At 72.3% G+C, this 19,655-nt stretch carries 15 protein-coding genes; 6 read left to right on the top strand and 9 right to left on the bottom strand.

Translation table 11 applies throughout. The annotated features are described in order from the left end of the window. Positions 1-49: 49 nt before the first annotated feature. The gene (locus IE311_RS00810; protein ID WP_229901674.1) at positions 50-1,477 is read right to left on the bottom strand and encodes an MFS transporter; all 1,428 of its coding nucleotides are present in this window, start codon (positions 1,475-1,477) and stop codon (positions 50-52) included. A gap of 134 nt (positions 1,478-1,611) precedes the next feature. On the opposite strand from IE311_RS00810, the gene IE311_RS00805 reads away from it, so the two are divergent. Continuing rightward, entirely contained in the window at positions 1,612-2,490 is an 879-nt protein-coding gene (locus IE311_RS00805) for an MmyB family transcriptional regulator (protein ID WP_189829915.1), read from the top strand. Here IE311_RS00805 and IE311_RS00800 read toward each other — a convergent pair. Further along, positions 2,477-3,934, bottom strand: coding sequence for an MFS transporter (locus tag IE311_RS00800; RefSeq protein WP_189829528.1), 1,458 nt, complete (start codon positions 3,932-3,934; stop codon positions 2,477-2,479). The two genes, IE311_RS00805 and IE311_RS00800, sit on opposite strands and share 14 nt — an antisense overlap. A gap of 52 nt (positions 3,935-3,986) precedes the next feature. Between IE311_RS00800 and dusB the strand changes: the two genes are divergently transcribed. The 3 genes from dusB to IE311_RS00785 all read left to right on the top strand — a co-directional run bounded on the left by dusB (position 3,987) and on the right by IE311_RS00785 (position 9,791). After that, entirely contained in the window at positions 3,987-5,123 is a 1,137-nt protein-coding gene (gene dusB, locus IE311_RS00795) for a tRNA dihydrouridine synthase DusB (RefSeq protein ID WP_189829527.1), read from the top strand. A gap of 366 nt (positions 5,124-5,489) precedes the next feature. Then, on the top strand, positions 5,490-8,201 hold the full coding sequence (ppdK, locus tag IE311_RS00790; RefSeq protein ID WP_189829526.1) for a pyruvate, phosphate dikinase: 2,712 nt from the start codon (positions 5,490-5,492) through the stop codon (positions 8,199-8,201). Between the two features lie 567 nt (positions 8,202-8,768). After that, positions 8,769-9,791 (top strand): ArsR/SmtB family transcription factor, encoded by a 1,023-nt coding sequence (locus IE311_RS00785; RefSeq protein ID WP_189829525.1) that lies wholly within the window; start codon positions 8,769-8,771, stop codon positions 9,789-9,791. Between the two features lie 37 nt (positions 9,792-9,828). Here the strand turns inward: IE311_RS00785 and IE311_RS00780 are convergent, their stop codons facing one another. After that, on the bottom strand, positions 9,829-10,986 hold the full coding sequence (locus IE311_RS00780; protein WP_189829524.1) for an alkaline phosphatase PhoX: 1,158 nt from the start codon (positions 10,984-10,986) through the stop codon (positions 9,829-9,831). A 450-nt stretch (positions 10,987-11,436) separates the two neighbouring features. Between IE311_RS00780 and IE311_RS00775 the strand changes: the two genes are divergently transcribed. After that, entirely contained in the window at positions 11,437-11,886 is a 450-nt protein-coding gene (locus IE311_RS00775) for a group III truncated hemoglobin (RefSeq protein WP_189829523.1), read from the top strand. Positions 11,887-11,998: 112 nt separating this feature from the next. After that, positions 11,999-12,415 carry a VOC family protein gene (locus IE311_RS00770; RefSeq protein ID WP_189829522.1) on the top strand — a complete coding sequence of 139 codons (417 nt, stop codon included), beginning with the start codon at positions 11,999-12,001 and terminating at the stop codon, positions 12,413-12,415. Between the two features lie 12 nt (positions 12,416-12,427). Here the strand turns inward: IE311_RS00770 and IE311_RS00765 are convergent, their stop codons facing one another. From IE311_RS00765 to IE311_RS00740, 6 genes are all read right to left on the bottom strand, one after another. Beyond that, positions 12,428-13,192: an SDR family NAD(P)-dependent oxidoreductase gene (locus tag IE311_RS00765; protein ID WP_189829521.1), complete on the bottom strand. Its 765-nt coding sequence runs from the start codon at positions 13,190-13,192 to the stop codon at positions 12,428-12,430. A gap of 26 nt (positions 13,193-13,218) precedes the next feature. Beyond that, positions 13,219-14,703 (bottom strand): MFS transporter, encoded by a 1,485-nt coding sequence (locus IE311_RS00760; protein WP_189829520.1) that lies wholly within the window; start codon positions 14,701-14,703, stop codon positions 13,219-13,221. Between the two features lie 78 nt (positions 14,704-14,781). Beyond that, positions 14,782-15,366, bottom strand: coding sequence for a TetR/AcrR family transcriptional regulator (locus IE311_RS00755; protein WP_189829519.1), 585 nt, complete (start codon positions 15,364-15,366; stop codon positions 14,782-14,784). 37 nt (positions 15,367-15,403) lie between these two features. Beyond that, entirely contained in the window at positions 15,404-15,757 is a 354-nt protein-coding gene (gene nirD, locus IE311_RS00750) for a nitrite reductase small subunit NirD (RefSeq protein ID WP_189829518.1), read from the bottom strand. After that, complete coding sequence (gene nirB, locus IE311_RS00745; RefSeq protein WP_373313714.1) at positions 15,754-18,300, bottom strand: nitrite reductase large subunit NirB; 2,547 nt, start codon at positions 18,298-18,300, stop codon at positions 15,754-15,756. Before nirB ends, nirD begins: the two co-directional genes overlap by 4 nt. Position 18,301: 1 nt before the next feature. Continuing rightward, positions 18,302-19,501: an NAD(P)/FAD-dependent oxidoreductase gene (locus IE311_RS00740; RefSeq protein ID WP_189829517.1), complete on the bottom strand. Its 1,200-nt coding sequence runs from the start codon at positions 19,499-19,501 to the stop codon at positions 18,302-18,304. Between the last annotated feature and the right edge of the window lie 154 nt (positions 19,502-19,655).

Genomic DNA, 19,655 nt, shown 5'->3' with positions numbered 1-19,655 from the left:
GCCCCGGGCCCTTCGCCCTGCCCGCCCGGGCGGCGCCGCGGGCCGCCGCCTACCGCACGGTCCTCGGCAGACGCACCGCCAGCAGAGCCGTGAGCAGGGCCATCGCCATCTGGAGAAGGACCGTCACCGTCAGCGGTGTGCCCGAGGCCGCGGGGGCCGACTCGGTGAGGCCCAGATAGAGCGTGCCGAGGGTCGCGACACCCAGGGTCAGCGCCGTCTGCTGGGTGGTCACCATCACGCCGCTGCCCACGCCCGCCCGCTCCGCCGGCACCTCCGAGAGCACCACCCGGAACAGCACCGGAAGCTGGAGGCCCTGCCCGACACCCGCGATCGCCATCCCGGGCAGCAGACCCGCCACCGACAGGTCCGGCCAGGAACGCCAGGCGGTCAGGGCGATCAGCCCGAGACCGAGGGCCTGGAGCAGGGCGCCCACTGCCACCACCCGGGTGCCCCAGCGCCGTACCAGCCGGGGGCCCGCGAGCGAGGCCCCGAAGAAGGCCACCGCCATCGGGACCAGCGCCAGGCCCGAGGCCACCGCGCCCAGGCCCAGGCCCTGCTGGAGCGCGACCGCGATCACGAACATGAAGCCGCCGAAGCCGCCCGAGAGCGGCAGGACGAGAAGGAGTCCCCGCCGCAGCGAGACCAGGTCGAACAGGCTCGGCGGGACCAGCGGGGTACGGCCCCGGCGGTCGGCCCGCCGCTCCACCCACCAGAAGGCCGCCGCGGCGAACGGGAACACGGCGAGCGACACCCACGTCCACAGCGGCCAGCCGGCCGCCCGGCCCTCCGTCAGCGGGGCGAGCAGGGTGAGCAGCGAGACGGCGAGCAGCAGGGTGCCCGCCGCGTCCACCGGCGCCGGACGCTCCGAACGGGTCTCCGGGACCGTACGGAGGGCCAGGACGAGGCCCGCCACCGCCACCGGCACGTTCACCAGGAACACCGCACGCCAGCCGGAGCCCGCGAGATCGGCCGCCACCAGGACCCCGCCCAGGATCTGCCCGGTCACCATCGAGAGTCCCGCGGTCGCCCCGTACAGGCTCAGCGCCCTGGCCCGCCGGACGCCCTCCGTGGAGGAGTGGATGGTCGCGAGGACCTGCGGCAGCATCAGCGCCGCCGCCGCGCCCTGCGCCACCCGCGCCCCGACGAGCGTCCAGGCGTCCGGGGCGAGACCGCAGGCGAGCGAGGTCAGCCCGAAGGCGACCATGCCCGCGAGGAAGAGCCGGCGGCGCCCGAAGAGGTCGCCGAGCCGTCCGCCGAGGACGAGCAGGACGGCGTACGACAGGCCGTACCCGGCGACGACCAGTTCGAGTAGCGCCGGACCTGCCGCCAGATCGCGGTCGATGGACGGCAGGGCGACATTGACGATGAAGAAGTCGATCAGCGGCAGCGCGGCGCCGAGCAGGACCGTGAACAGGCCGAGCGGCCCGAGGGCCGGACGGCCGGCGGCGACGGGCGGGGCGCCGGTCGCGGGGGACAGGGGAGAAGCGGAGGTCGAAGTCACGCATCCGACGATCCGCCGACCCTCAGCCTGGTACCAGAGCGTCTTTATCCTGGTAGAAGCAGTACCTGGCAACGGGCTGACCGCCCCGGCACCCTGGGAGCGTGACGACCATGACGACGGCCGGACCCGGCACACGGCGACACGAACTCGCCGCCTTCCTGCGCAGCCGACGCGAGCGCATCACCCCCGAGCAGGTCGGCCTGCCCCGGGGGCGCCGCCGCCGCACCCCGGGCCTGCGCCGCGAGGAGGTCGCCCACCTCTCCGCGGTCGGCGTCACCTGGTACACCTGGCTCGAACAGGCCCGGGACATCACGGTCTCCCCGCAGGTCCTCGACGCCCTCGCCGACGCCCTGCTCCTCGACCCCACCGAGCGGAGCCACCTCTTCGCCCTCGCCGGACAGAGCGACCCCCACCCCGGGACGACCTGCCCGGCCGTCACCCCCGCACTGCGCGAACTGCTCCACCAGCTGGAACCGGTCCCCGCCTGCGTCCAGAACAGCCGGTACGACTTCCTCGCCTACAACCGCACCTTCGGGCGGCTCTACTGCGATCTTGACGCGCTGCCCCGCGAGGACCGCAACACCCTCTGGCTCGCCTTCACGCACGACGACTTCCGCGCCGCCTTCGGCGACCTCCCGGAGGTCCTGCGCGCGATGGTCGGCAAGCTGCGCGCCTCCATGGCCGAGCACCTGGCCGAACCCGCCTGGAAGGCACTCGTCCAGCGGCTCCAGGACGCCTCCCCGGAGTTCTGCGAGCTCTGGGACCGGCGCGACGTCGCCGACCTCGCCGGCCGCGCCAAGGTCATCCGCAACGCCCGGGTGGGCGTGCTGCACCTGGAGCACACCAACCTCTGGCTGGGCCCGGCCGCGGGGCCGCGGCTGGGCACGTACGTACCCCTCGACGAGGAGTCCCGGGCGCGGCTCGAACGGCTCCTGGAGCTCGCCGTGCACGAGGAGGCCCAGGCGGCGCGGGCCCTCACGGCCGCCTGAGCGGCCGTCCCGTCCCGTCCGCCGTCCGGGCACCGTCCTCCGTCTCCAGGCACCGGGCCGTCCGCTCCGCCGTGCGCCGCGCCCACTTCCCGCTGGTCAGCGCCCCGACCGCGAGGACCGCGAGCCCGCACGCCGTCACCACCCAGTAGGCCGGCCGGGCCGCCGCCGCGAAGTCGTCCGGGGACGTCCCGGCGCCCACCCCGGCCGCCAGCACCGCGCCGACGACCGCCACCCCGAGGGTCTGCCCGACCTGGCGGCTCGTCGAGGCCACCGCCGCCGCCACCCCGGCCTGCGCGCGGGGCATCCCGGAGACGGCGGTGTTGGTGATGGGCGCGTTCACCAGACCGAAGCCGATGCCGAAGACCACGTACCCGGTGAAGAGCAGCGGATCGCGCGTCTCGGCCCCGAAGGCGGCGAAGAGCAGCGCCCCGGCCGTCATCGCCGTCCCCGCCAGGAGCAGCGGGAGCCGGGGCCCGCGCGCGCCCGTGAGCCGTCCCGACAGCGGGGCGAAGACGAAGGTCATGCCCGCCATCGGCAGCACGTACAGGCCGGCCTCCAGCGGGGAGAGACCGCGCGCCTCCTGGAGGTACAGGGTGTTCAGGAACAGGAAGCCGGCGAAGCCCGAGAAGGCGCAGACCGCGACGACGGTGGCCCCGCTGAACGGCGCGCTGCGGAAGAACCGCAGGTCGATCAGGGGCTCGCGGCGCCTCGGCTCGTACACGAGGACTCCGGCGAGCGCCGCGACCGTGATCCCGGCGAAGAACGGATCGCTCTCGATGATCGCGTAGGTGAGCGAGCCGAGGAGGGTCGCGACCAGGAGCTGCCCGACCGGGTCGGCGCGCCGGGGGCGGGGCGCGCGGGACTCGGGGACGTACCGCAGGGTGAGGACCAGGGCGACGAGGGCGACGGGCAGGTTGACCCAGAAGATCGCCCGCCAGCCGACCGACTCGACGAGCACCCCGCCGACCAGCGGCCCCAGGGCCAGGGAGATGCCGACGACCGCGCCCCAGACGCCGATGGCACGCGCGCGTGCGGCGGGTTCGGTGAACGTGTTGGTGATGATCGACATGGCGACCGGATTCAGCATCGAGCCGCCGACGGCCTGTACCGCGCGGAAGGCGATCAGCGCCTCCAGGTTCGGCGCGAGGGAGCAGAGCAGCGAGCCGAGGGCGAAGACGACGAGCCCGGTCACGAAGACCTTGCGGCGGCCGATCCGGTCGGCGGTGGAGCCGGCCAGCATGAGCAGCGAGGCCAGGACCAGGGTGTACGCGTCGATGACCCACTGCAGTCCGGCGACGGAGGCGCCCAGGTCGCGCCGCAGGGAGGGCAGGGCGACATTGAGCGCCGTGTTGTCCAGGCTGACGATCAGCAGGCTCATGCAGCAGATCGCCAGGACGACGAGTTGCCGGCCCCGGGGGAGTTGCGAGCGTGTGAGCTCGGGCATGTTCGGATAGTACGGCTAACTAATGACCGCCGCAGTACGCGACAATGGGCCCATGACCGCGTTCTCCCCTCTCGCCATCGGGCCGCACATCGTGCAGCCGCCGGTGGTGCTCGCCCCCATGGCCGGCATCACCAACGCCCCCTTCCGTACCCTCTGCCGCGAGTTCAGCGGCGGCAAGGGGCTGTTCGTGAGCGAGATGATCACGACACGCGCCCTGGTCGAGCGCAACGAGAAGACGATGCAGCTCATCCGCTTCGACGCGACCGAGCAGCCCCGCTCGATCCAGCTGTACGGGGTGGACCCGGTGACGGTCGGCAAGGCCGTGCGGATGATCGTCGACGAGGACCTCGCCGACCACATCGACCTGAACTTCGGCTGCCCGGTCCCCAAGGTGACGCGGAAGGGCGGTGGCTCGGCCCTGCCCTACAAGCGGCCGCTGCTGCGGGCGATCCTGAACGAGGCCGTGACCAACGCCGGCGAGCTGCCGGTCACGATGAAGATGCGCAAGGGCATCGACGACGACCACATCACCTTCCTGGACGCGGGCCGGATCGCGGTGGAGGAGGGTGTCACGGCGATCGCCCTGCACGGGCGGACGGCTGCCCAGCACTACGGCGGTACGGCGGACTGGGACGCGATCGCGCGTCTCAAGGAGCATGTGCCCGAGATCCCGGTGCTCGGCAACGGCGACATCTGGTCCGCCGACGACGCCCTGCGGATGATGCGGGAGACGGGCTGCGACGGCGTGGTCGTCGGCCGTGGCTGCCTGGGGCGGCCGTGGCTCTTCGCGGACCTGGTGGCGGGCTTCGAGGGCACCGGTGCCTACGCCGCGCCCGGGCTGCGGGTGGTCGCGGACGCGATGGTGCGGCACGCGCGGCTGCTCGGCGAGTGGCTCGGTGACGAGGCACGCGGTGTCATCGACTTCCGCAAGCATGTGGCCTGGTACCTGAAGGGCTTCTCGGTGGGCTCCGAGATGCGCAAGAAGCTGGCCGTCACCTCCTCCCTGGACGAACTGAGCGCTCAGTTGAGCGAGCTGGACCTGGACCAGTCGTGGCCGGTGGGTGCGGACGGCCCTCGGGGCCGTACGTCCGGAAACAACCGAGTTGTCCTGCCCGATGGCTGGTTGAAGGACCCGTACGACTGCTCCGGCGTGAGCGAGGAAGCCGAGCTGGACACGTCCGGCGGCTGAGATTCGGCCTCGATTCGGCCGTTCCGGGGGAGTGATCCTCGCCACCCTTGAGGGGGGTGGTGCTCAGATGAGCAGGTTGCAAGCGGCTGCACCGCCTGAAGGGTGGCACGGGGTGCCACCCTTTTTGCGTTCAAGAGTTGAACGCAAGTGCTCGGATGCACGCTCATTCGAGCGACTTCCCTCTGCTTTGGGTCATGCAGCCTTCGGGGTCTGAAAACGGAAGCTACCTCCCGGTTACTTTCGAAGTGCTGGCGGACGGGTGGTTAAGGCCACGTGACCGCTAGGCGTACCTCCCCAGAAGCCTTCGATCTGGGTATGTTCCTCGCCGTCAGGGCAGCCAACCGAGTCATCGAGGAGTCGGGACCCGTGTCGGAAAACAATGATCAGAAGTTCGTGTACGACTTCACCGAGGGCAACAGGGACCTGAAGGACCTGCTCGGTGGCAAGGGCGCGAATCTCGCCGAGATGACCAACCTCGGCCTCCCGGTCCCCCCCGGCTTCACGATCACCACCGAAGCGTGCAAGGTCTACCTCGAGAGCGGCTCGGAGCCGGTCGAGCTCCGCGACGAGGTGAGCGCCCACCTCGACGCCCTCGAGCGGCAGATGGGCAAGAAGCTCGGGCAGGCGGACGACCCGCTGCTCGTCTCCGTCCGCTCCGGAGCGAAGTTCTCCATGCCGGGCATGATGGACACGGTCCTCAACATCGGCCTCTCCGACGAGTCCGTCGCCGGCCTCGCCCGCCAGGCCGACAACGAGCGCTTCGCCTGGGACTCGTACCGCCGTCTCATCCAGATGTTCGGCAAGACCGTCCTCGGCGTCGAGGGCGAGCTCTTCGAGGACGCGCTGGACGAGGCGAAGACGACGAAGAAGGTCGCCAGCGACACCGACCTCGACGCCGCCGACCTGAAGAAGGTCGTCAAGCACTTCAAGAAGATCGTCAAGGCCGAGACCGGCCGCGACTTCCCCCAGGACCCGCGCGAGCAGATGGACCTCGCCATCGAGGCCGTCTTCAACTCCTGGAACACCGACCGCGCCAAGCTGTACCGCCGCCAGGAGCGCATCCCCGGCGACCTCGGCACCGCGGTCAACGTCTGCTCGATGGTCTTCGGCAACCTCGGCCCGGACTCCGGCACCGGTGTCGCCTTCACCCGCGACCCCGCCTCCGGCCACGCCGGCGTCTACGGCGACTACCTGCAGAACGCGCAGGGCGAGGACGTCGTCGCCGGTATCCGCAACACCGTGCCGCTGGCCGACCTCGAGTCGATCGACAAGACGTCGTACGACCAGCTCATGCACATCATGAACACGCTGGAGACCCACTACAAGGATCTCTGCGACATCGAGTTCACGATCGAGCGCGGCCAGCTCTGGATGCTCCAGACCCGCGTCGGCAAGCGCACCGCCGGTGCCGCCTTCCGCATCGCCACGCAGCTCGTGGACCAGGGCCTGATCGACGAGGCCGAGGCGCTCCAGCGCGTCACCGGCGCGCAGCTCGCCCAGCTGATGTTCCCCAAGTTCGACGAGGACGCGAAGGTCGACCAGATCGGGCGCGGCATCGCCGCCTCCCCGGGCGCCGCGGTCGGCAAGGCCGTCTTCGACTCGTACACCGCGGTCAAGTGGTCCCGGTCCGGCGAGAAGGTCATCCTGATCCGCCGCGAGACCAACCCGGACGACCTGGACGGCATGATCGCCGCCGAGGGCATCCTCACCTCCCGCGGCGGCAAGACCTCGCACGCCGCCGTCGTCGCCCGCGGCATGGGCAAGACCTGTGTCTGCGGCGCCGAGGAGCTCGAGGTCGACACCAAGCGCCGCCGGATGACCACCTCCGACGGCCAGGTCGTCGAGGAGGGCGACGTCGTCTCCATCGACGGCTCCACCGGCAAGGTCTACCTCGGTGAGGTACCCGTCGTACCGTCCCCGGTCGTCGAGTACTTCGAGGGCCGCATGCACGCCGGCGCCGACGACGCCGACGAGCTCGTCGCCGCCGTGCACCGGATCATGGCCTACGCGGACCGCGTCCGCCGGCTGCGGGTCCGCGCCAACGCCGACAACGCCGAGGACGCCAACCGCGCCCGCCGCTTCGGCGCCCAGGGCATCGGTCTCTGCCGCACCGAGCACATGTTCCTCGGCGAGCGCCGCCAGTTCGTCGAGCGGCTGATCCTGGCCGACACCGACGTCGAGCGCGACGACGCCCTGGAAGCCCTCCTGCCGCTGCAGAAGACCGACTTCGTCGAGCTCTTCGAGGCCATGGACGGGCTGCCCGTCACGGTCCGCCTGCTCGACCCGCCGCTGCACGAGTTCCTGCCCGACATCACCGAGCTGTCGGTGCGCGTGGCTCTCGCCGAGTCCCGCAAGGAGCCGCACGAGAACGACCTGCGCCTGCTCCAGGCCGTGCACCGTCTGCACGAGCAGAACCCGATGCTGGGTCTGCGCGGTGTCCGCCTCGGCCTGGTCATCCCCGGTCTGTTCACCATGCAGGTCCGGGCGATCGCCGAGGCCGCGGCCCAGCGCATCGACGCCAAGGGCGACCCGCGCGTCGAGATCATGATCCCGCTCGTCGGCACCGTCCAGGAGCTGGAGATCGTCCGCGAGGAGGCCGAGCAGGTCATCGCCGAGGTGCAGGCCCGCACCGGCGTGGAGCTCAAGCTCGCGCTCGGCACCATGATCGAGCTGCCGCGCGCCGCCGTGACCGCCGGTCAGATCGCCGAGGCCGCCGAGTTCTTCTCCTTCGGCACCAACGACCTGACCCAGACGGTGTGGGGCTTCTCCCGCGACGACGTGGAGGCCTCGTTCTTCACCGCGTACCTGGAGAAGGGCATCTTCGGCGTCAGCCCCTTCGAGACCATCGACAAGGACGGTGTCGGCGCGCTCGTGCGCAGCGCCGTCCAGGCCGGCCGCGCCACCCGCCCCGACATCAAGCTCGGTGTCTGCGGCGAGCACGGCGGCGACCCGGAGTCGGTGCACTTCTTCCACGAGGTCGGTCTCGACTACGTCTCCTGCTCGCCCTTCCGGATCCCGGTGGCGCGTCTGGAGGCCGGCCGCGCGGCGGCCGAGTCGAAGGGCAGCGACAGCCGCTGAGTCCTGCTGAACGGGGGTTCAGGAGTGGCGGTCGGGCCCTCCTGAACCCCCGTTCAGCAGCGGAAATCACGGAACCACCCCGGTACGACCGGGCTCGCCGTCGGTCATCTCTCCACCCTCACCGGCGGGCGGCGGCTCCGGAAACACGGCGACGGGACGGACACCTTTGTGCGGAGGTGTCCGTCCCGTCGTTTGTTTGTTGAGCGGATGTGAGTAGTTGTTCAATTGCCTCTGATTGAATTATTGGCCATTGAACTTCTTCGCTTCCTCACCGCAAAGAATGGAGCGGGCGCGACCCCCGGATCCCCACCCGGAGGCCGCGCCCTTTACCGATGCCGGGCAGGTGAGCCGCAACCTCGCCGACCGCCGCCGGACGCGCAAAGCCCCCCACGGTCTTCACCACGTCACCTCGGTCCTGAAGGTTTCCTGCCCGACCCGTACAGCTTTTCGGTTCCGCCCCGATTGCCGCGATGCTTTTCAACTGTGGCTGAAACACCCTGGTAACGTGCAGTGATGCTGTGCATACTCGACGTCGGGGGTGGTTGCGAGTGCACAGGTGGGGACGTCATGCTGCGGATTCATTTCACCGGAAACGACCTGGCGGGGGTGCGAACGGCCGCCCGGCCGGACGTTCTGTGGGAAACGATTCTGAGCTTTCACCGTTTAAGGGACCGGCGCGGCCCCGTCGTCTTCGGAGAATGGCGCTCGGAAACCCGGATGCGGCTCGGGGGTGAGACCAGGCTCCTCGCCGCACTCGTTCCCAGCCGCGGCTATTTCCCCGACTTCCTGACGCCCGCCGAGGGCGTCAACGGACTCGACGAAGGCCTCCAGGCGATCCGCGCGACCACCTCCGGCCGGCTGCGCGGCGAGCTCTCCCTGCTCGCCGCGGACCGCTCCGGCGGGCGGACCGTACCCCACTCGCTCCGTGCCCTCGCCGACGGCGGCGCGGAGCCCTTCGACCGGCTCGTGGGGGCCCTGCGGAGCTACCACCGGGCCGCCGTCGAGCCGTACTGGCCGCACATCCTGGCCCGGGTCGAGGCCGACCGCGCCCGCCGCGGACGCGCCCTCCTGGACGGCGGCGCCGACGAACTCCTCGCCTCGCTGCCGCCGATGCTGCGCTGGCGCGCGCCCGTCCTGGAGGCCGACTACCCGGTCGACCGGGACGTCCACCTCGACGGGCGGGGGCTGCTTCTCCAGCCCTCGTACTTCTGCCGGGGGACCCCCGTCGTGCTGCGCGACCCCGCGCTGCCGCCGGTGCTCGTCTACCCCGTCACCCACGGCGAGGCCCCGACCGTCCGCCCGCCCGGCGGCTCCTCGCTCGCCAAACTGGTCGGCCAGACCCGTTCGACCGTCCTGCACGCGATCGGGGACGGAGGCACGACGAGCGAGCTCGCCCGCCGGGCCGGGGTGTCGCTCGCCTCGGCGAGCCAGCACGCGGGCGTCCTGCGGGAGGCCGGGCTCATCGCGACCCTGCGCCACGGCAACGCGGTCCTGCACACCCTGACGCCGTTGGGCGCCGCCCTGCTCGGCGGCGCCCAACGGAAGGTCGATCTGAGGTGCTACGCGCGGAACGGGCCCGTCACCTCCTAGGTGTCAGGGGGTGAACGGGCCGGTCGCCGCAGGGGTGTCAGGTGCGGAACGGGCCCGTCACCTCGTAGGTGATGCCGCCGGAGGAGCTGCCGCTCGTGCCCCGCTGGCTGGAGAAGTACAGCCGGGAGCCGTCGGGGGAGAAGGCGGGCCCGGTGATCTCCGAGGAGGACTGGCCGCTGATCCGCAGGAACGGCGCCACGACGTCGTCCGGGGTGATCACGCAGATCTCCATGTTGCCGCCGTCCTCCGCGACGAACAGGTCTCCGGAGGAGGTGCCGGTGACGTTGTCGACACCGGTGAGCGGGGCGCCGCCGCCGGAGACCAGCGAGTCGTCGTAGGCCAGCTCGTACGTGCCCGCGGCGAGGTTCACCTGCCAGACCCGGTTGTCGCCCTTGGTGGTGAACCAGACGGTGTCGTTCGCGTAGTAGCAGCCCTCGCCGCCGCTGAAGCGCTTGGCGCCGGAGACCTGGTTGCGGGTGGTGGTCGGGGAGCCGTCCGGGTCCGGCACGTTCTGCCAGGTGAAGGTGCCGGAGGTGGCGGTGGATGCCTTGAAGACCTGGAGGGTGCCGGAGGAGAGGTTGCCCCAGGTGGTGGGGACGAAGCGGTAGAAGCAGCCGTCCGTCTCGTCCTCGGTCAGGTAGACGACCTTGCGGACCGGGTCGGCCGCGGCGGCCTCGTGCTTGAACCGGCCCATCGCGTCACGGCGGTACGCGGTGCCGCCCCACGGGTTCGACTCGTAGACGTAGCCGAGGGACACCTCCTCGCAGGACAGCCAGGTGTTCCACGGGGTGGCGCCGCCCGCGCAGTTCTGCCGGGTGCCGGAGAGGATGCGGTACGCGCCGGTGATCGCGCCCGCCGAGTCGAACCGCACGGCGCTCGCGCCGCCGCTCGGGTTGATCTCCGAGTTCGACACGTAGATCCAGCCCGTGCCGTCGACGAAGCAGGCGCCGCCGTCGGGCGCGCTGTGCCAGGCGTACGAGGTGCCGGGGACCGACTGGCCGGACTGGGCGATCACCCGGCTGGTGAACCCGGCGGGCAGCAGGATGCCGTTCGCGTCCGCCGCGCCGAGCGCCCCGTAGGGACCCGCACCCGGCTGGGCGGGGGCGGCGAAGGCCGCGCCGTGCCACAGACTGCCGCCGAAGGCGGCGGCCGACGTGCCGATGACCGCTCCACGCAGGAAACTGCGTCGCTCCACGTCTCACTCCTGAGAAGGGTGGTGAACCGCCCCGCCACGCCGGTCGGGCGGCGGGGTCGCGCGCTTCCGGAACCTAGGAGTACGGAGTTGACTGTGCGGCAACTCGCGATGAAGGGGAAGCGGCGGAACGCCGTCGGGCGGGCCCCGCCGGCCGGGGCACGACGCGGGACGCCGGCCGAGGGGCCGCGTCGGACCCCCGGCGCTCGGGTCCCGGCGGTGCCACGGGGGCCTCCGGCGCTCGGGTCCCGGCGGTGCCACGGGGGCCTCCGGCGCTCGGGTCCCGGCGGTGCCACGAGGGCCGCGGCACGCGGGTCCCGGCGGGCCATGAGAGGCGTTCGGCGCGCGATTCCAGGAGGGGCGGGAGGGGGCCTTCGCCACGCGGGTCCAGGAGGGGCGGCAGGGGACCTTCGGCACTTGGGCACGGGCGGGGCGGCAGGGGACACTGGACGCATGCGCGCCACCCGGGACATCAGCGACCGTGACGACCTCGATGTGCTGCTGCGCCGCTTCTACACCGCGGCCTTCGCCGATCCGCTCATCGGGCCCTTCTTCACCCGGATCGCCGGCACCGATCTGGAGGTCCACCTGCCGCACATCACCGACTTCTGGGAGCGCGCCCTCTTCCGTACCGCCGGCTACGGGCGGGACGCCTTCGCGCCGCATGCCGCCCTGCACGCCACCCGGCCCCTCACCGCCGCCCACTTCGGGCGGTGGGTGCAGCTCTGGCACGCCTCCGTCGACGGCCTCCACGCCGGGCCCCGGGCCGAGCGCGCCAAGGCGCAGGGCGAGCGGATCGCGCTCGCCCTGCTGCGGCGGCTCGGCGGGCCCGGGGCGGACACCCGGGGCGCGGGCGGCGGATTCGTACCCTTGGCGGCCCTTGAGCTGCGCTCCGTGGCCTGAGCGAAAAAAATCCTCGGGAGAGCGATGAGTTACGGGCGGCACGCCCGTCCTCCCTCTTGAAAGCGCCGGAACGCACCCAGCGGGCCGGCCGACCGAAGGAAGAGAGCGCATCATGGCCGCCCCGCAGATGATCTTCGTGAACCTGCCCGTCAAGAGCGTCGACGCCAGCAAGGCCTTCTTCGAGAAGCTCGGCTACTCCAGCAACCCGCAGTTCAGCGACGAGACCACCGCCTGTGTGGTCTTCAGCGACACGATCTTCGCGATGCTGCTCGAGGAGCCCAAGTTCAAGTCCTTCATGGCGCCCGGCAAGGAGCTCTCCGACGCGACCAGGGCCACCGAGGTCCTGGTCACCCTGAGCGCCGAGAGCCGCGAGAAGTGCGACGAGCTGGCGGACGCCGCCCTGGCCGCCGGCGGCACCCCGGCGAAGGAGCCGATGGACCTCGGCTTCATGTACGGCCGCTCCTTCACCGACCTGGACGGCCACCACTGGGAGGTCTTCTGGATGGACCCGGCGGCCGCCCAGGGCTGAGCCCCGCGCGGGTCAGGCGGAGACGCCGCCGTCGATCACCAGGTCCGTGCCGACGGCGGAGCCCGCCGCGTCCGACGCCAGGTAGAGCACGGCCGCCGCCACCTCGGCGGCGGAGGAGATCCGGCCCAGCGGGGACTCCTGCTTCATCCGGACCTCCCGCTCGGCCTCCGTCTCGCCGGGCCTCAGCGACATCGTGGACTCCGAGGCGCCGGGGCTGACCGCGTTGATGCGGACCCCGTCGGCGATGTGGTCCAGGGCCGCGGCCCTGGTCAGCGCCGAGACCGCCGCCTTCGAGACCTGGTAGCCGAAGACCCCCGGGATCCGGACGTGCGGGCCCAGGTTCGACGAGATGTTCACGATCGCCCCGCCGCCGTGCGCCCGCATGTGCGCCACCTCGGCCTGGAGGGCGTGGAGCACCCCCGTGACGTTGATGTCGAGCAGCGCTCGCCAGTCGTCCAGCGGGAAGTCGGCGGCGCTGTGGCCGCCGCCGCGGAAGACCCCCGCGTTGTTCACGGCCACGTCGAGGCCCCCGAAGATCTCGACCGTGCGCCGGACCAGCTCCCGCGTGGACTCGGCGCGGGCGACATCGGCGGTGACGGCGGCGGCGGTGCCCCCGGCGGCCTCGATCAGGGCGACCGTGCCGGCGAGCGGCTCGGCGGTGCGGCCGGCGGCGACGACCTTCGCGCCCTCGGCGGCGAAGGCGAGCGCGATGGCCCGGCCGAGACCGGAGCCGGCACCGGTGACGAGGACGACGCGATCGGTGAAGCGTGCGGACATGGCGGTCAACTCCTGTGTCGGTGTTTTCACTTGGTGCGGAACGTGGTCGCGGCGAGCGCCGCGAACAGGGCGGCGGCCGCCGCCAGTGACAGCGCGTCCCCGCCGAGGGTGAGCAGGGCGGCGAAGAGCACGGTCGGCCCCAGCTCCATCGCCGTGTTCAGGACGCCGCCCGCGAGGCCCGCCCGATGGGCCGGGACGCCCTCGGTGGCGAGGACGGCGGCGCCCGCGAAGGACAGCGCGCCGCCGGCCGGCAGCAGGAGCAGGCCGGGGAGCAGCCCGTACGCGTACGGGACGGAGGTGTCGAAGCCGGTCGCGGCGAGCAGTCCGAGCCCGGCCGCCGCCGTCGCGAGTCCGGCGGCGGTCACGCGTCCGGGGCCGTACCGCCCGATCAGCGGGCCCGCGAGCCTGCCCGAGCCGAGCAGGGCGACCGCGAAGGGGACGAAGGCCGCCGAGGTGAGCGGCTCGTTCCAGCCGCGCTGCTGCTGGAAGGCGAGGGAGAGCAGCACGAAGACCGTGGCCGTGCCCGCCGCCGTGAGGCCGATCGCCGCCAGGCCGAGGGCCCGGCGGCCGTCGCGGAGGAAGCCCGGGGGCAGGAGGGGGTCGGTGGTGCGCCGCTCCACGAGGCCGAAGGCGGCGAGCAGGGCGAGGCCGGTGAGGAGCGGGGCGAGGACCGGGGCGGAGCCCCAGGGGTGGGCGTCGGTGAGCACGAGCCCGTAGCTGGCGAGGGTGATCCCTGCGGTGGCGAGCAGGGCGCCGGGGAGGTCGAGGGTGCGGCGGCGGTCCGGGGTGCGGCGGTGGGTGGGGGTCCTGTCGGGTGCGGCCCCGGGCAGCACCCTCGGCGCGAGGAGCAGCGCCGCGAGGGTCGCCGCGACCGGGACGGCGAACGTGCCGCGCCAGGACGTGGCGCCCGCGATCACCCCCGAGAGCAGGTTCCCCGCCGTCGCGCCGAGTACGGAGAGACCGCCCCAGGTGGCCATCGCCCTGCCGTACGCGGCCGGTTCGGGGAACAGCGTCCGGAGTACCGCCATCGCCGCCGGGGCGACGAGCGCCGCGCCGACCCCCTGCCCGAACCGGGCGGCGAGGAGCGACTCGTACCCGGGGGAGAGCGGGGCGAGGGCGGAGGCCGTGCCGAAGACCAGCAGGCCTGCGGTGAGGGTCCGGCGCCCGCCGAAGCGGTCTGCGAGCCGTCCGCCGAAGAGGAGCAGCCCGGCGAAGGTCAGGCCGTACGCGGCGCTCAGCAGGATGAGCCGGGACCGGTCGAGCCCGAACTCGACGCCGATGCGGGGGAGGGGCACGGCGAGGGACGCGAGCGTGAAGATGAGCGTCATCTGCACGGCCCCGAGGAGCGCGAAGGCCCCGCGTGTGCGGCGCCCGCCGTTCGTGAACCCGCCGTTCGTGAACCCGCTGTTCGTGAGCCCGTCGTTCGTGAGCCCGTCGTTCGTGAGCCCGCCGTTCGTGAGCCCGTCGTTCGTGAGCCCGCCGGGCTCGCACGCGTTCGTCGTCGACGGCATTCCCCGCCCCCCCTTTATTTGACCGTACGTTCCAGAATGAGGGCCGAAGAAAGGGCGCCCCCCGTGGGCGCCCCTCCCTCAGTCCAGCAGGCTCAGCGCCTGTTCCGCCGCGTCCCTGACCCTGGCCGGGTCGCTCGACGCCTTCCCGACCACCCGGATCCCCTGGAGCAGCACCAGAAGCATCCGCGCCAGGGCCCGCGGGTCCCGGCCGGCCGGGAGCTCGCCCCCGGCGCGGGCCCGGGCGAGCGCCGCGTACAGCAGCGTCTCGACCTGCTCCCAGCTGAGCTCCACCCGGCGCGCCACCGCGGTGTCGTGCGGCCCCAGTTCCGCCGCCGAGTTGGTGACGAAGCAGCCGTTCAGCCGCTCTCCCTCCGTCGACGCCTCGGCGGCGAAGCGGCGGACGAGCGTGCGGACGGCCGGCAGGGCGGGGCCCGGCGCGGACAGCTCCTCGACCAGGCGCGGGTCGCGGGTCTCCAGGTAGCGGTCCATGGCCTTCAGGTACAGCTCGTGCTTGTTCCCGAAGGTCGCGTAGACGCTGGCCCGGCCGACGCCGAGGTGCTCCACGAGGTCCGACATCGTCGTCGCCTCGTAGCCGCGCGCCCAGAACAGCTCGAGGGCGGCCTGGAGCGCGGCGTCGGGATCGAATTCCTTGGTCCTGGCCACCAGAAGACCGTACGACTTTCTGAAACGATCGGTCAAGTTACTTGGTGCGCACCTGGTACACCGCCACCGCGACCTCGTCGTCGTCCAGGCACCGTCCCGTCTCCAGGTCGAAGCGCTGCTTCAGGAGGGGCGACGCCACGAACGGCCGCCCGTCGGCCGAGCCGACCAGCCCCCGGGAGAGCACCTGCGCCCCCGTGAACGGGTCACGGTTGTCGATCGCGTACAGCCGCCCCGCCCGGTCCCGGAAGACCGCCGCCTGCCGGCCGTCCGGCAGCAGCGCCGCCACACCCCGGCCCGGGGTCAGCCGGGACTCCTCGCACACCGTCACCCAGGAGTCGGGGGAGGGGGAGATCTCGAGCGTCGTCGTCGTGAGGGTCGTGAGGGTCGTCATCGGGAGGAAGCCCCTTCCAGCGTGCTGTTCGTCCTGCCGAGCGTCAGGATCGTGAGGTCCGGCTTGATCTGGTCGCGCTCCGGCACGAAGCGGACCGACGGGTCCGGAGCGTCCGGCGCGTTCACGAAGGAGACGAAGCGCCGCAGCCGGTCCGGGTCGTCGAGGGTCTGCGCCCACTCGTCCTGGTAGTCGTCCACGTGCGCCGCCATCAGCCCCTCCAGCTCCTCGCAGAGCCCGAGCGAGTCGTGCACCACCACGTCCTTGAGGTGGTCGAGGCCGCCCTCCAGACGCTCCAGCCAGGTCGACGTCCGTTCCAGGCGGTCCGCCGTCCGGATGTAGAACATCAGGAACCGGTCGATGAGGCGGATCAGTTCGGCGTCCGACAGGTCCTGGGCGAGCAGATCCGCGTGGCGCGGGGTCGCGCCGCCGTTCCCGCCGACGTACAGGTTCCAGCCGTTGGCCGTCGCGATGATCCCGAAGTCCTTCGACTGCGCCTCGGCGCACTCGCGGGCGCAGCCGGAGACCGCCGACTTGAGCTTGTGCGGGGCGCGCAGGCCCCGGTAGCGCAGCTCCAGCTGGATCGCCATCTTCACCGAGTCCTGCACGCCGTACCGGCACCAGGTCTGCCCGACACAGGACTTCACCGTGCGCAGCGACTTGCCGTACGCGTGCCCGGACTCGAAGCCCGCGTCGACCAGACGCGTCCAGATCGCCGGCAGCTGGTCCACCCGGGCGCCGAAGAGGTCGATCCGCTGACCGCCGGTGATCTTCGTGTAGAGGCCGAAGTCGCGGGCCACCTCGCCGATCACGATCAGCCGGTCCGGGGTGATCTCGCCGCCGGGGATGCGCGGCACCACCGAGTACGAGCCGTTGCGCTGCATGTTGGCGAGGAAGTGGTCGTTGGTGTCCTGGAGGGAGGCCTGCTCGCCGTCCAGGATGTAGCCGTTGTTGAGCGAGGCGATGATCGAGCCGACGGTCGGCTTGCAGACCTCGCAGCCCTCGCCGCCCCGCGCCTCCTGGCGCCCGTGCGAGTCGAGCAGCGCCGCGAAGGAGGTGATCCGCAGGGTGCGGGCGATCTCGTACAGCTCGCTCCGGCTGTACGAGAAGCAGCGGCAGAGCCCCTTGTCCGTGGGTGCCGGCAGCAGCTTCTCGATCACCTTCACGCAACTGCCGCAGCCCGTACCGGCCTTGGTGCACTTCTTCACCTCGGCGAGCGAGGAGCACTCGCCGATCGCGTGCTTCGTGACGTTGTGGCAGGAGCAGATGACCGCGTCGTCCGGCAGCGCCGACGGGCCGAGCGCCACCGGGGCGCCCGCACCGGCCGGAAGCACCAGCTGCTCGGGGGAGACGGGCGGCACGGTGCCGGTGAGCGGGCGGAGCAGACCGTACTGCTCGGCGTCGCCGACCAGGACACCGCCGAGGAGGACGCCCTCGCCGCTCACGACCAGCTTCTTGTAGACACCCGACCGGGAGTCGGAGTACACGACGTCGAGACAGCCCTCGGCCGTGCCGTGCGCGTCGCCGAACGAGGCGACGTCCACGCCGAGCAGCTTCAGCTTGGTCGACATGTCGGCGCCCGTGAAACCGTCCCCGGCCTCGTCCGCCAGGGCCGCGGCCACCGTCTGCGCCATCTCGTAGCCCGGCGCCACCAGGCCGTACACCCGCCCGTCGGTGGCGAGCGCGCACTCGCCGATCGCGAAGACCGCCGGGTCGGAGGTGCGGCACTGCTCGTCGACCGCGATGCCGCCGCGCTCCCCGACGGTCAGGCCGCAGTCGCGGGCCAGCTGGTCCCGGGGCCGTACACCGGCCGAGAACACGACCATGTCCGTGGCCACTTCGGAGCCGTCCGAGAGCTTCATGCCCGTCACGGCGCCGTCCGCCGTGACGACCTCCTGCGTACCCGTCCCGGTGTGGACGGTCAGACCCATCCGCTCGATCGTGCGGAGCAGCGCGGCGCCGCCGCCCTCGTCGACCTGCACCGGCATCAGCCGCGGCGCGAACTCCACGACATGGGTGTCGAGCCCGAGGCCCTTCAGCGCGCCCGCCGCCTCCAGGCCGAGCAGCCCGCCGCCGACGACCGCGCCGGTCGTCGCCGTCTTCGCGTACTCCTCGATCGCGAGCAGGTCCTCGATCGTCCGGTAGACGAAGCAGCCGCGGGCGTCCTTGCCGGGCACCGGCGGGACGAACGGGTACGAGCCGGTGGCGAGGACGAGCGAGTCGTACGCGAAGACCCGCCCGGACCGGGCGGTGACCGTACGGGCCTCCCGGTCCACCGACTCCGCCGGGTCACCCACGTAGAGCTCGATGCCGTGCTTCTCCATGAAGCCGTCCTCGACCATCGACAGGTCGTCGGGCGTCTTCCCCGAGAAGTACGAGGTCAGCTGTACACGGTCGTAGGCGGGACGCGGTTCCTCGCAGAGGACCACGATCCTGGCCCGCTCGGTGACTCCACGGTCGGCGAGCGACTCCAGGAACCGCTGGCCGACCATTCCGTGGCCGACCAGGACGATCGTCGGGGTGTGCGCGGTCATGTCAGCGCTCATGTCAGGAGCCTCCGTCGTGGGTGAGCAGGTGGAGCAGGGGGGCCTGCGGGAGGGCTTCGTCGCCCTCCCAGGCCCGGGCGAGCGCGCCGACCGCGGCCAGGTCGCCGAGGAGGACGCCCCCGACGAGCCGGTCCCCGCGGACGACGACCTTGCGGTACGCGCCCCGGGTCGCGTCGTTGAGCTGGACGACGTCGTCGCCGGGCAGCGCCGTGACCTCGCCGAAGGCGGCGAGGTCGAGCGGGGTGGCGCCGCCGAGGGTGAGACGGGTGAGGGCGCGGGTGCCGGTGTAGCGGGCGTCGGCGTCCGCGGCGGTCTCCGCCAGCAGCACCTCCGCCAGCGTGTCCGCCTGTTCCAGGGCCGGGCCCGCCAGGCCGTAGACGCGGCCCGCGTGTTCCGCGCAGTCGCCGACCGCGTGGATGTACGGGTCGGAGGTGCGCAGTGCGTCGTCGACCACGATCCCGGTGCCGACGTCGAGACCCGCTTCCCGGGCCAGCGCCACCCTCGGGCGGACCCCGCAGGCCAGGACCACGACCTGGGCGTCGAGCACGAAGCCGTCGGCGAGTTCGACCGCCGTGACCTCGCCGTCCCGCTGCCGCAGACCGCTCACCCGGCACTCCGTGTGCACCTCGACCCCGAGGGACTCGACGTGTTCGCGGAGCAGGGCCGAGGCGTGGACGTCCAGTTGGCGCTCCATCAGCCGTTCGCCCTGCTGGGTCAGGACCACCTCCGCGCCCAGCGCGGCAAGGGCCCGCGCCGCCGAGACCCCGAGGAGTCCGCCGCCGATGACCACCGCCCGCGCCCCGGGCCGTACCCGGTCGCGCAGCGCCAGGCAGTCGTCGAGGGTGCGGAAGGCGTGGACTCCCTCCGGCAGCTCCGCGCCGCGCAGTCCGCGCAGCGGCGGCAGCACCGGGTTGGAGCCGGTGGCGAGGACGAGCCGGTCGTAGCCGACGAGCGAGCCGTCCGCGCACTCCACCGTCCGCGCCGCCCGGTCGATCCGCACCGCCCGCACCCCGAGCCGTACCGGCTCACGGGTCTCGGGCAGGGCGATCACCTCGGGGGCGTACCGCCCGGCGAGGACGTCGGCGAGCAGCACCCTGTTGTACGGGGCGTGCGACTCCTCGCCGAGGAGGGTGACGGGCAGGCGCTGGGCGAGCCGGGCGCCCGCCGTTCCGCCCCCGACCACCACGATCCGTGTACTCATGACGGGAAGCGTGCGCGGCCGGTGTTACCCGACGGCATCCCGACTGTTTCCCGTACGGAACGCTGATCTCCGTCCCCGGCCCCGCCCGCTGTGAGGCCGGACGGGGCGGCCGTCAGGATTAACCGGTGGTCAGGCTCGGCTCAAGCCAGGCTTA

Origin of the sequence: Streptomyces zaomyceticus, from assembly GCF_014656215.1 — a bacterium.
GTDB lineage: Bacteria > Actinomycetota > Actinomycetes > Streptomycetales > Streptomycetaceae > Streptomyces > Streptomyces zaomyceticus.
The sequence above is the reverse complement of the archived record's forward strand: the minus strand, read 5'-3'. Positions and strand labels throughout refer to the sequence as shown.

What these genes read in the sequence shown, in the direction of transcription:
- IE311_RS00805 (WP_189829915.1), top strand. Translation starts at nt 1,612, where the DNA reads ATGACGACGGCCGGACCCGGCACACGGCGACACGAACTCGCCGCCTTC.
- IE311_RS00800 (WP_189829528.1), bottom strand. Translation starts at nt 3,934, where the DNA reads ATGCCCGAGCTCACACGCTCGCAACTCCCCCGGGGCCGGCAACTCGTC.
- dusB (WP_189829527.1), top strand. Translation starts at nt 3,987, where the DNA reads ATGACCGCGTTCTCCCCTCTCGCCATCGGGCCGCACATCGTGCAGCCG.
- IE311_RS00785 (WP_189829525.1), top strand. Translation starts at nt 8,769, where the DNA reads ATGCTGCGGATTCATTTCACCGGAAACGACCTGGCGGGGGTGCGAACG.
- IE311_RS00775 (WP_189829523.1), top strand. Translation starts at nt 11,437, where the DNA reads ATGCGCGCCACCCGGGACATCAGCGACCGTGACGACCTCGATGTGCTG.
- IE311_RS00770 (WP_189829522.1), top strand. Translation starts at nt 11,999, where the DNA reads ATGGCCGCCCCGCAGATGATCTTCGTGAACCTGCCCGTCAAGAGCGTC.
- IE311_RS00765 (WP_189829521.1), bottom strand. Translation starts at nt 13,192, where the DNA reads ATGTCCGCACGCTTCACCGATCGCGTCGTCCTCGTCACCGGTGCCGGC.
- IE311_RS00760 (WP_189829520.1), bottom strand. Translation starts at nt 14,703, where the DNA reads ATGCCGTCGACGACGAACGCGTGCGAGCCCGGCGGGCTCACGAACGAC.
- nirD (WP_189829518.1), bottom strand. Translation starts at nt 15,757, where the DNA reads ATGACGACCCTCACGACCCTCACGACGACGACGCTCGAGATCTCCCCC.
- nirB (WP_373313714.1), bottom strand. Translation starts at nt 18,300, where the DNA reads ATGAGCGCTGACATGACCGCGCACACCCCGACGATCGTCCTGGTCGGC.
- IE311_RS00740 (WP_189829517.1), bottom strand. Translation starts at nt 19,501, where the DNA reads ATGAGTACACGGATCGTGGTGGTCGGGGGCGGAACGGCGGGCGCCCGG.